Source organism: Syntrophales bacterium (genome assembly GCA_035363115.1).
Lineage (GTDB): Bacteria > Desulfobacterota > Syntrophia > Syntrophales > PHBD01 > PHBD01.
Window position 1 is genome coordinate 43,100 of record DAOSEM010000006.1, and the last position, 11,950, is coordinate 55,049.

9 protein-coding genes are annotated in these 11,950 nt (G+C 62.6%); 2 read left to right on the forward strand and 7 right to left on the reverse strand.

Annotation, left to right across the window (positions count from 1 at the left end; genetic code table 11):
- Positions 1 to 8: 8 nt before the first annotated feature.
- Both PLO63_12250 and PLO63_12255 read right to left on the reverse strand, forming a co-directional pair.
- Entirely contained in the window at positions 9 to 2,591 is a 2,583-nt protein-coding gene (locus PLO63_12250) for a GAF domain-containing protein (protein HOI74905.1), read from the reverse strand.
- Positions 2,592 to 2,743: 152 nt separating this feature from the next.
- The gene (locus PLO63_12255) at positions 2,744 to 3,085 is read right to left on the reverse strand and encodes a hypothetical protein (protein HOI74906.1); all 342 of its coding nucleotides are present in this window, start codon (positions 3,083 to 3,085) and stop codon (positions 2,744 to 2,746) included.
- Positions 3,086 to 3,355: 270 nt separating this feature from the next.
- Here PLO63_12255 and PLO63_12260 point away from each other — a divergent pair, with 270 nt between their 5' ends.
- Together PLO63_12260 and PLO63_12265 are read left to right on the forward strand one after the other, a co-directional pair.
- Positions 3,356 to 4,096: a hypothetical protein gene (locus tag PLO63_12260; GenBank protein HOI74907.1), complete on the forward strand. Its 741-nt coding sequence runs from the start codon at positions 3,356 to 3,358 to the stop codon at positions 4,094 to 4,096.
- Complete coding sequence (locus PLO63_12265; GenBank protein HOI74908.1) at positions 4,093 to 5,097, forward strand: inorganic phosphate transporter; 1,005 nt, start codon at positions 4,093 to 4,095, stop codon at positions 5,095 to 5,097. Before PLO63_12260 ends, PLO63_12265 begins: the two co-directional genes overlap by 4 nt.
- Here the strand turns inward: PLO63_12265 and PLO63_12270 are convergent.
- The 5 genes from PLO63_12270 to PLO63_12290 all read right to left on the reverse strand — a co-directional run bounded on the left by PLO63_12270 (position 5,053) and on the right by PLO63_12290 (position 11,890).
- Positions 5,053 to 7,053, reverse strand: a complete 2,001-nt coding sequence (locus tag PLO63_12270; protein ID HOI74909.1) for an ATP-binding protein — start codon at positions 7,051 to 7,053, stop codon at positions 5,053 to 5,055. The genes PLO63_12265 and PLO63_12270 overlap by 45 nt on opposite strands.
- Before the next feature lie 71 nt (positions 7,054 to 7,124).
- Positions 7,125 to 8,183: a phosphate ABC transporter substrate-binding protein PstS gene (gene pstS / locus PLO63_12275; protein ID HOI74910.1), complete on the reverse strand. Its 1,059-nt coding sequence runs from the start codon at positions 8,181 to 8,183 to the stop codon at positions 7,125 to 7,127.
- Between the two features lie 73 nt (positions 8,184 to 8,256).
- Positions 8,257 to 9,231: an alpha/beta fold hydrolase gene (locus PLO63_12280; GenBank protein ID HOI74911.1), complete on the reverse strand. Its 975-nt coding sequence runs from the start codon at positions 9,229 to 9,231 to the stop codon at positions 8,257 to 8,259.
- Between the two features lie 11 nt (positions 9,232 to 9,242).
- A complete protein-coding gene (locus tag PLO63_12285; protein ID HOI74912.1) occupies positions 9,243 to 10,016 on the reverse strand; it encodes a DUF3047 domain-containing protein in 774 nt (257 codons plus the stop codon).
- Positions 10,013 to 11,890: a bifunctional diguanylate cyclase/phosphodiesterase gene (locus PLO63_12290; protein ID HOI74913.1), complete on the reverse strand. Its 1,878-nt coding sequence runs from the start codon at positions 11,888 to 11,890 to the stop codon at positions 10,013 to 10,015. The genes PLO63_12285 and PLO63_12290 overlap by 4 nt, the downstream gene beginning before the upstream one ends.
- Positions 11,891 to 11,950 lie beyond the last annotated feature (60 nt).

Below are 11,950 nucleotides of genomic sequence, written 5' to 3' on the forward strand. Positions count from 1 at the left end.
AGCAGGCCTCAGGCGTTCTCCTGCGGTCCCAGGAGACGGAACACCCGGTTGCTCCCGATGGCGTCCGTCGGCTCGGCCGGTGTCACCTCCTCGACCTGGTAGTTGGACTGGGCCGAGCGGCGGGTCCTGCCGCTCAGGAGGATGGAGTCGGGGTGGATGTGGCAGAGATCCTGGATCCGGAAAAGGACGTTTACCGCGTCGCCGATGACGGTGTAGTCCATTTTCTTCTCGAAGCCGATGTTGCCGACGACGACCTCTCCCGTATGAATGGCGATGCCCACGACCAGGGTGGCCGAAAAGCGGCGCTGGAACTCCGTGTTCAGGCCTTCGAGCCGCGACATCATCTCCAGGGCCGACCGGATCGCGTTTTCCGCGTCAGCGGCGCTCGAGACGGGCGCCCCGAAGACAGCCAGGAAACCGTCCCCCAGGTACTTGTCCACGATCCCGCCCTGGCGGAACACGATCTCCCCCATGACGGCGAAGAACTCGTTCAGCAGGGCAACCGTCCTCTGAGGTCCCATGTCCCGGGAGAGGAGCGAGAAATTGCGGATGTCGATGTTGAGCAGCGTCACGGTCTTGAATTCCTCGACGTGGGACCGCCCCGACTCGGCGCCCAGGATGATCTCGTCCACCACCGCCTTGGGCACGAACTTCTGGAAGACGCTGCGGATGCTCCGCTCCTTGTCCGCCATGCTTCGGGTCTCACGGTACAGGTGGGCATTCTCGATGGCGATGCTCACCGAGGAGGCGATGGACTGGAGGAGGTGCTTGTCGCTCTCGTCGAAGGCCGCCCCGATCTTGTTGATCACCTCGATAACACCGATGACGCGGCTCTGGGAGATCATGGGCACGCAGAGGATCGAGCGGGTCCTGAAGTTCGTCCGCCCGTCGATCTCGTCATAGAAATGCGGGTTGTTCTGGACGTCCTCGACGAGGATCGCTTCCCCCCGGGACGCGCAGTACCCGGCGATCCCCTGCCCCAGCTTGATGCGGATATCCGGAACGGTCTGGAGATCGGTGTTGAAGGCCGCCTGGAACCGGAGGTCGTCTCCCTCGACGAGAAACAGGGTTCCGGCCTCCACGTTGATGGCCACCCGAATCATGTCCATCGTATAATTCAGGACTTTTTCCATGTCGAAGGTCGCCGTGGAGAGGGCGCTGCCGATCTGGCGGATGGCCGCGAGCTCCTGGTTCCGCTTCAGGGTGGCCGAGATGAGCCGCTCCTTCTCCAGGGCCAGGGACAGGCCCTCGCCGATCGCTTCCAGGTATTCCTTGAACTGGGTGAAGGCATCCGGCGGAACGCCCTGCAGCACGAGGGCGCCGGTGGAGCCTCCCTCCGCTTCAAGGGGGATCAGGATCGAGGCCGCCTCCGGGTCGGCTCCGAACAGCAGCCTGTCCAGGGGATGCTCCGAAGCGTCCCCCCCGCGGACGGTCACCAGGTTTTTCATGCGGAGGGTCCGCTCAAGGATGGACCCCTCCACTCCGGAGAGCGGCCCGGCGACAATGCCCGTGGGTTCGAACGCGAGGACTTCGCTCACATGAAGGCCCCCGGAATTCGACCGGTCCTGGTATAGGAGGACGGCCACGCCGTAGGGCACGGCCCCGCGGATCTCCTGCAGGATCGACTGCACCAGCTCCGCCGGCTTGAGGCTCGAATTGATGGACTTGATCACGTTCTGCAGCGAAGCGAGATGAACGTCCTGGCTCTCACTCCGCTGGATGAGCCGGAGGTTGTCGTAGGTGAAGGCGGCGTTGCTGAGGAGGGGACTGAGAAGCTCCGCGTCCTCCAGGCGGAAGGCCAGGTCCGTGCGGCTCCGGGAAATCGTGACGACCCCGATCACGTCATGGATGGTCTTCAGGGGCATGCAGATGAACGACTTCGTCGCGTACTGGTTCCGGGACATCCGTCCGAATCGCGTGTCGTTTTCGATGTCCTCCACCACGAGGGGCGTCTTGTTGATGACGGCGTACTTGGCGATGCTCCCGGCGTAGGAGATGCGATCGCCCTTCTTGACCATGCCGCCGAGGCCGATGGAGGCAACCACCTGGAAGATGTCCCGCCGGGGACGCTCCAGAATGAGGACGGAGCCGATGTCGGCGTCCACGAGCTTGAGGGCCCGCTCGAGGGTGATGTGGAGCAGGTCGTCCGGGTTGAAGGTGATGTAGCAGAGGTCCGCCAGCTCCTTCAGCGTCGTGATGTCCTGGCTCTTCTTGTCGAGTTTCTGAAAGCTGTATCGGAGCTCCTGCTCCAGGGTCTGAAACGAGGAGATGATCCCCTTCATCTCGTCGGTGTGGGTGGACACCGGCGCCTTCCCTTTCAGGTTCTCCTCGAGGGCCCGGTTCGCGTGCCGGGACAGGGCGATGATATCGTCCGCCAGCTTGCGGAGCAGGAGGAAACCGAAAAAGAACAGGATCAGGAGTGCGATAAAATAGATGGGGATGAACTCATCCTGGAGGATGTCGTATTTGACGGCAAAATAGAGGAATCCGAAGACGGGGACGAGGAAGAACAGTCCGAAGACGATGTAAAGCTTGTAATACAGGCCCTTGTTCTCGATGGAAAACCAGTCGAACAGGGCCTGCAGGTGCATGCGGTTTCCTCTTTCCGGTTTCGGTTCAGGACGTTGTGGCGGTGAGCATTGTCACGCTTTATAAGCCGGGGGGGAAAATTGAGCAAGGGAAAAGAGGGGCATCGAACGGGGATGAAGCCGCCTCCCACGGCCCCGGCACCCGTGCCTCTACTTCAGTCCAGGACGGCCGGACGCGTTCCCTGGCCGATGGGCCTCTTGAAGGTGAAATAGAACGGATCCCCGATCAGGGCCTTGGTGACCTTGTCCATGCTTCCGCTCGGCAGGGCGAAAGGCAGGGCAATGATGGTCGCCGCCAGTCCCGCCACGCAGGCGACCAGGCCGACGGGCCGGAGGATCACGACGTCGATGAAGGGGGGGATCTCTTCCAGCTGCTGCTCCTGCTGTGCCGGCTGCGCCGGCTCCGGCCGCGTGTCTGCGATGCCCTGCGCACATGACAGGCCCGGAATTGCCAGAATGACGAAGAAAGCCAGAACCACCGACAGGATACGCCTCACCCGTTCCTCCTCTTGTCGACCCTTTGTATTTTTTTGTATTTCTGTCATATAGAAATTCGACTCATCCTGTCAACCTGTGCGAGGCGGTCCGGATGCAGGCGAATCGGACGCCGGAAGGCATGACTTCATCGATTTGTAACCCATTTGTCATGATTCTGTAACAATCCGCGCTTAGAGTCGGCACGCCGGACAAGAACGCAGGGCCCCCCCAATTTTTTCAAGCGGCGGAGGTGGAAGCACCTCACGACCGCGGAAACCGAGGTGATGGTCATGAACGGTCCGAACACTTCATTTCAGGACATTTCCATACGCCGCCGGGTCATCATCACGGTCGGGATCTTCACGGTCCTGACCGTCGTCACCGGGCTCTACGGCCTCATCGCCATCATGGAGACCAACAAGCGCCTCCATCAGACCTCACAGGAGGGACAGGCGCTGATCCGGGCCGTGGACGCGGGACGCCAGGCGGAGGTCCATTTCAAGAAGCAGGTGCAGGAATGGAAGGACATCCTCCTCCGGGGCAACGACCCGCGGCTCTATGAATCGCACGTGCGGGCCTTCGAGGCGGAAGAGAAGCTTGCCCGCGAGCACCTGCAGTCGCTGCTGACCATGGCGCCGGCCCTGGGACTTCCGGTTCCGGAGATCTCGGAGGCGATCCGGGTTCACCAGCAGTTGGGACACCAGTACCGGGACGCCCTGGCAAATTACAACCAGTCCGACCTCAAGAGCGCCGTTCTCGTCGACAAGATGGTTCGGGGAATCGACCGCGAACCGACGGACCGGATCGACGCCATTGTCGATCTCATCAAGGTCCAGGCGAAGGACCGGCTGAACGCCGCGGAAACGATGGCGAAAACGCAGATGGAAGCGTACCGGAGCTTTTCCGTCTTCCTGATTTTCCTCGTCCTGGCGGCCGTCGGCTTCGGGATCTACAACGCCATGTCGATCACCCGCGACCTGCCGCCCGAAAACGAAGACGAAAACGCAGATCGAGAGAATGAACAGCCATGATCGATGTCTCCCTGGCGGTCGTCATCTCCATCGTCATCGTTGCGTTGATTTTCGACTACATCAACGGGTTCCACGACTCCGCCAATTCGATCGCCACCATTGTCTCGACGCAGGTCCTCAAGCCCCACCAGGCGGTTGTCTGGGCCGCCTTCTTCAACTTTGTGGCCGTCTTCCTGTTCGACGCGCACGTGGCGAAAACCATAGGAACCGGCATCATCAACACGTCCATCGTCAACAACACGCTGATCATAGCGGCCCTGGGAGGCGCCATCATCTGGAATCTGTTGACCTGGTGGTTCGGCCTCCCGAGCAGCTCTTCCCACGCGCTGATCGGAGGCCTCATCGGCTCCGGACTCGCCAGGGGGGGCTTCGACGTTCTGGTCTGGAAGGGAATCGCAAAGACGGCGAGCTTCATCGTCTTCTCCCCGGTGATCGGCCTGATCCTGGGACTCGTCCTGATGATCATCGTCCTCAACCTCACCCGCTTCGGCAGCGTGACTACATCCAACATGCTGTTCAGGAGGCTGCAGCTCCTCTCCGCGGCGATTTACAGCGTCAGCCACGGCATGAACGACGCCCAGAAGACCATCGGCATCATCGCCCTGGTCCTGTTCAGCGGCGGCTATCTCGGCCCGACCTTTCGCATTCCCCTCTGGGTGATCATCGCCTGTTACACGGTCATCGCCCTGGGAACCATGTCGGGGGGGTGGCGGATCGTCAAGACGATGGGGACCAAAATCACGAAACTCCAGCCCATGGGCGGATTCTGCGCCGAGACGGCCGCGGCCGTGTCCATCATCGGCGCCTCCCTGGCGGGGATTCCCGTGAGCACGACCCACACGATCACCGGGGCGATCATGGGCGTGGGGGCCACGAAAAGGCTGTCCGCCGTCCGCTGGGGAGTCGCCGGAAACATCATCTGGGCCTGGATCCTGACCATCCCGATCTCGGGCGTTCTATCCGCCGGCCTGTACCTCTTGCTGACGGCGATCTTCGAATAACCCGGCCCGCTCGCCCTCCGGCTGCCTGTCGAGCACATTCCTCAGCCTGGCGGCAAGCTCATCCATGCAGAAAGGCTTCTGGATCAGGGCCGGCGGGCCGCCCTCCCGGATGTCCGGAGGAAGGTCTCCGGCTCCACAGCCGGTCATGAAGAGGACGGACAGTCCGGGCCGGATTTCCTTCATCCTGGCGTACGCCTCCAGGCCGCCCATCCGGGGCATCATGACGTCCATCAGGACGAGATCGATTCTTTCCTGCTCCCTGCGAAAGACCTCCACCCCCTCCACCCCGTCGGCGGCAACGGTCACCGAGTATCCCAGCAGAACAAGGATCTCCTCCGTGGTCCTCCGGACATCCTCGTTGTCCTCGACCAGGAGAATGGATTCGCTCCCTGTCTCCGCCGCTGCACGCTGTCCGGAAGCAGGCGCTGTCCCGGCCCCGGCCGGCATCGCCGGCAGGAACACCCGGAAGATCGTCCCCCCGCCCGGATTGCTGCGGGCATCGAGGAATCCGCGATGCTGCTTGACAATTCCGTATACGATGGAAAGCCCGAGGCCCGTTCCACCCTTTTTGGTCGTGAAGAACGGCTCGAAGATCTTCTCCCGGATCTCGACGGGAATTCCGGCGCCCGTATCGGATATCGACAGTACGATATAATCCACCGCCTCGGCATCCGGAAAGGGCGCCAGGATCGAGCCGTCCATGGTGAGGGGAAACGTCTCGACGTTGATCGCTCCCCCTTCGGGCATGGCGTCCCGGGCGTTCACCAGCAGGTTGAGAAGGACCTGGTTGAACTGGGAAACGTCGATACGGATCCAGAGCGGAGACGGATGAAGGCACATGGAGAGCTCGATGTTCGTTCCGATCATTCGCTGCGCCATCTGGTGAAACTCCGCCAGGACGGAATGAATGTCCACGGTCTCCAGGTTCAGGGTCTGCTGCCGGCTGAAGGCAAGCAGAGGTTTTACGAAGCCGGAGGCCCTCCTGACGGCGTTTTCGATGGAGCGGCTGTGCCTCGTCACGGTCGCATCCAGGGGACGGCTCACCCTCATGAGTTCGGCATCCCCCAGGATAGCCCCAAGAACATTGTTGAAATCATGAGCGATTCCTCCTGCCAGGCGGCCGAGGGTCTCCAGCTTCTGCGACTGGCGGAGCTGCTGCTCCAGGTCCCTGGCCTCCCGGAGACGGGCCACCATGTTCTTCATGGCCTCCAGGAGCTTGCCCGCCTCATCCCTCCGATCCACCCGGATCTCCATGGATAGATCTCCCTCCGCCAGGCGGTCGGCGATGGAAACCCCGTTCCGAATCGGCACGGTGATGCTCCGGGTCATGTGGACACCCGTCCAGACGGCGATGACGACGGCGACGACGGCAAATAGGATGAAGGAAGCCCGGATGTCGGCGTGCCGGTCCGCCACAGCCCTGCGCTCCAGGAGCGTCTGCTGTTCCTGATGGGTGATCAGCTCCCGGCAATGCTGATGGAGGGAAATGAGAAGCGGATGGATGCGCAGCACGAACTCCGTCTGGGCGTCCCGATTCATCCCCATGCGCTGCATCTTCATGACCCGCTCGCCACCCCGATCCAGGAGTGCCAGCTCTCTCCTGAGCCTGGAGAGAATCTCCCGCCCCCGGTCCGACGTCTCGATCCGCTCGATCTCCTCCAGGGCATTGCCGGCGGTGGCCCGGGCCGTCAGAAACTGGACGCCCAGCAGGGTCCATCTCCCTCCGTCGCGGACCTGCAGGTAGGTTGTCAGAACCTCCCGGACGGAATGGATGGAATCGCTGACAACGCTGGCGCACCAGATCTGCCGGTGGTTTTTCTGCACGAACGAATCCATGGTCTCATGGTCCCGGTTGATGACCCACGCGCTTAGGAGGATGAGCAGGATCAGGATGATGCCGATCAGGCCGAGACCCAGCCCGAGACGCATTCCGATGGGGATGTTTCTGAGCTTCACAAGACATTCCTCGGGGGAGATTTCAGGATGAGATCGAAGAGAAGGATCGGGGTTGCTCCACCCGCCCGCCTTTACCGTCTACGCTTCAGCAGGGGGATTCCCTTCCAGGTGATTTTCCGGAGGTCCGCCTCGGCCTGGATCACGGCCGCCCCGGGCAGGGGGACATATTGAAGCTCCTCCGCATACTTCTGCCCTTCATGGGTCACCCAGTAAAGCAGGTTTACCAGCTCCTCGGCGTCTTTCCGTTTCTTCCCGGCCGGGTGGGACTGGTCCCGGAAGACCATGAGCCAGGTATATCCGACGACGGGATAGCCCTCCCGGGACGGGGTGTCCGTCAGCGACCGGCTGCCGTTGGAGCTTTTCGCCGCCTCGGCGGCCAGGGAGATGCTTGCCATGGTCGGTGCGACAAACCGGCCGGACCGGTTCGCCAGGTGCCCGATGGTCATGCTGTTGGCCATCGCGTAGATCAGCTCGACGTAACCGATGGAGCCGGACACCTCCCTCACCAGGCCGGCGACGCCGGCGTTGCCGCCGGTGCCGCGCCCGACGGGCCAGCGGAGGATTTTTCCGGTGCCCATGGCCGCTCGCCAGGCCGTGTCGACTTTCGACAGGTATTCGCTCAGGATGTACGTCGTCCCGCTCTCATCCGACCGGTGGATCACCTGGATCGGCAGATTCGGAAGAGGAACGTTCGGGTTGAGGGCCGCAATCCCCGGGTCGTTCCAGGCGGTGATACGACCGAGAAAGATGCCCGACAGAACCTGCGCTGTAAACCGGAGCTGCGGATTCCCCGGAAGGTTGTAGACGACGGCCACGGCGCCGATGCAGGTCGGAATCCGGACGAACTTTTCTCCGGATATCCCCTCCTCCCCGGAGGAGGCGATGTCGGTACCGGCGAAATCCACATCCCGGGCCAGGAGCTTCCGGACGCCCTTGCCGGAACCGGTTCCCTGATAGAGAATTTCAACCCCCGTCTGGAGTTGGTACTGCTCGAAAATCTTCAGGTAGAACGGCAGGGGGAACGTTGCGCCCGCACCCTTGAGCGTTACGGAGGCGCCGGAGACGCTTCCCGGAGAGAGGAGCGCAAAGGCCAAAAGGAGCAGGATTCCGCACACGCTTCGACGGTTCATGAAAGGGCCTCCCGATTTGTCCTTACCGAATACCAGAGGATTGTGACCTCCAGGAGACACTGCTGTGAACGTTTCATGAATCCGCTTCCCTTTTGAGGATGTGACCGATGACGGCCTTCTCGACTTCTCTCCAGGCATTCCGTCCCATGGCCGCCTCGTCGATGACGAGATGATGGGACGTCGCAGCCGCCACGTTCCCGTCTTTCGCGACGGCGAGAACGCGCCAGCGGCTGAGCCCCCTGACGGTCATGAATTCCCGGATCTTTTCCGTGGAGATGAACTCATCCCCCGGGTCGATCAGGACCAGGGTCGGGACGTTCAACCTGGGGCCGGCGCCAGCTTCCACGCGCCCGATCGCCTCGAAGAGAGCCCTGTAGGCGGCCATGGGAGTGCCGTCGTTTGCCCGGTACCACCGGGGAGACAGGCTGTCGATGACCAGGCTTGGAAAGGGGGTCAGGAATTTCAGGAGGTGGGCCTCGATCTTGACGGACAGTGCGGGAGCGAAGAGAACCATCCGCCGGACGTCCGAACCGGCATTCGTCAGGACGAGATCGCAGCCCAGGAGGCCGCCGAGGGAATAACCGACCAGGAAGAGGGGAACCCTGTTCCGGTCGGCCCGGATCCCCGCCTTCCGGCAGGCGTTCATGACCTCCCGCTGCCAGACCGGGTATGAAACGGTGCGGAAGGTTTCCAGGCGGGCCGCCTCCGCGGTCAGGCCGCCGGAGGGTTCATAATTGTCGCCGTGTCCGGAGAGCGAAACGTTCAGGACGTCGATGCCGGCGCGATTCAGGGCCGCAATAATGTATCCCATGCGCTCCGGCTTCAGGTTGAGGCCGTGGATGACGACGGCGACGCCCCTTCGTTTCACGAAGCGCTCTTTCAGAAACCAGCCGGAGGAACGATCCCGATCGTCCTGCGCCTGCTGCGTATCCGGAGGGGTCATCCGCCCGGGAAGTCGGTCGTGGGACGGTTCCCGGCAGAAAACGAACACGGAGACAAGTACGAGAACGACGGCCGCCGCCGGGAGAATGCACAACGATGCGCGCACACCGGACTCCCTCATCGGGTGGAAAAGAAGATATCGCCGATGTGCCCCTCCGCCTCACTGCCGGTCTTGTGGGTGTTGATGAACAGAAGAATCCCTTCCGCGGGCGGCGGCTCGCCGAGTCCCAGGTCACGGTACAGCGCCGACGCATCCTTCAGGACGTCCCGCTTTTCCGTCACCCGGGCTCCGAGCGGGTCCGTCCGGTTGCGCAGGACGATGTACCGGACCCGCTTCATCGACGGCTGGGGGCTGGATGTCACGAGGCCCTTCGGCGCCTGGTTCTCCCACACATAGGCGAGGGCGGTCCTGGAAAGCCGCCCGTTGAGACCTCTCCCCGGGAAAACGACATACAACTGAAGGGCCTGGTCGTCCGTCTCGCGGTGCCGGACATCCCCACCCCGGGGAAGGCGGGTGGCCATCCAGGTCCATTGCAGGCAGGGAAATTCCCGGAGGTCGACGTTGATTTTCTTCCGGATGCCCCAGGCCATGTCGCCCCGGCTCGCCAGGCGCAGCCGGAATCGTCCGCCCTGCTCTTCCAGGACCGGCTCCGGCTCTCCCCGGTAACGCTGGACCTGCCAGCCCGCGGGGACCCCCCTCGGCCCGGCCGGATCCGGAACCATCCGGATTTCCAGCTTCTGCGTTTCCCGGGAGTCCCGCGGCGGCCCGGCCGATGCAGGCTCCCATCGGGAAACAAGCAGGACGACAGCAGCCACGGAAGCCCAGAAGACCAGCCCGGACGGGCTTCTCCGCAGTCGCTCCCGGAGTCCGAGGCGCGGGGTCAAGATCATCCCGCCTCTCGGCCTCCGTATCCCTCATAGTGCAGGGTGTCCGCGCCGCCGTAGATCCGCTGTTCGAAGAGGAATCCGCTCCGGCCGGCCTCGCGGGTCATCTCCTTCACCTTCTTCTTCAGGGACGCCGCCACGACGGAAAACAGGGCCGGGTGCGGATCCACCCAGACGCGCCGGCTGTCGACGATGGCAATGCTGATCGTCGACAGGGGCGCCTGGAAGGAGTTCCCCTGCCGGTCCCGGATGTCCATGTATCCCTGCCGGACATGCTCCTCCCGGAACAGCGCCATCTTCTCCCGGTCGAAGGCCTCGCACATCCTCCGAACCGCGTCGTCATCCACAATCCCGGGACACACAATGACGAAATCGTCTCCGCCGATGTGCCCGAGCCGGGAACCAGCCGGAAGCGACGGGAGGCTTTCCGAGAGGACCTTCGCGGTCAGGCGCAGCATTTCGTCGCCCATGAGAAAGCCGTATACATCGTTGAATCCCTTGAAGTTGTCCAGATCGGCGTACAGGATGGAGTAGGCCGGCAAGAGCAGGGCGTCGTGGATCCAGTTGCGGATCATTTCGTTCCCGGGGAGGTTCGTCAGGGGATTCGCCCCCATGGCGCAGCGGACTTCCAGCTCGACGGCCTTCGTGATGATCTGCTTCATGGTGACGCTGCCCACGAATCGCTGGTTGCGGTCCACCACCAGCACCGGGTCGTAGAGATCCTCCTGGAAGCGGTCCATGGCCAGCTTGGCCAGGGTGGTCACGGTGATCCGGTCCTCCACCACCAGGGGGTTCCGCTTACAGACTGTTTCGACGGGCTTCTTCTGGAAGAGCTGGTAGCCGAAGGCCCCTCCCGTCTGGATGTAGAAGTGCTGCCGGGTGACGAGCCCGCCGATTTCCTCCCCGTCGAGGACCACCACGTGATCCAGGTGAAGGGAATTCTTGAACATGCCGTCCATCGCCCGGCAGTCGACCGTTCGTTTCGCTATCGTCATCGGCCGGATGACGAGGCTGCCGATCACCTCGTCCAGGTCCACTTTCGCGGAGTCGTAACGCTTGACCAGGGAGGCGATGGTCCTCTTCATTTCCTCCGTGGGTAGATACGGCTCCGCTTCGGGCAGGCCGAAGAGAAACCCCTGGGCATAGCGGACGCCGAATTTCAGGAGGACGTCCAGCTCCTCCCACGACTCGACCCCCTCGGCGATGAGCTTGGCGTTTACGCTGCTGGCAAAGGACGCCATCGATTTCAGAAGCTTCTGCTTGTAGTCGTGGAGGTGGACGTCCCGGACGATGGCCATGTCCAGCTTGAGATAATGGGGTGTCGAGGCGACCAGGGAGATCAGCCCCGAATAGCCGGAGCCGAAGTCATCCAGGGAAATCCGGAAGCCCTGGTTCACATAGTGCCGGATCAGACCGGCAAAGTGCTCGACGTCCGCAAAGGCCTTCTCTTCGGTGATCTCGATGACGATCTGCCCCTGGTCGAGGCCGTACTCGCTCAGCCGGACCTGGGTGAAGCGTTCGAGGAAGCGGGGATCGCTGAAGATGTCCGGGCTCACGTTGATGAAATAGACGGCGGAGCGATAATCCTCCGGCAGGGCAGCGATCTTTTCCAGGGCGGCGATCCGGCAGGCCCTCTCCATTTCCCAGGTGCAGCCCCTTTTTGCGGCCTCGCCGAACATGGATCCGGGGCTGGCAAAGGGGGGATTTCCCCGGGACAGGACCTCAAACCCCAGGACGCTTCCCGTCAGGAGGTCGAGGAGGGGATGAAAGTGGGGACGGGGGGCGACGCGGCCGATGAATTCGGCGATCCGGCTCTCGTCCGGCGACTCCAGGGTATTCCCGCGCCGGACATGCCGGCGGACGCTTGTCATGGATTCCATTTTCCCTCGTCTTGCCTTTCCCGGATCCCGGATCCGGAGGCGGAACCGCCGGATGCACAT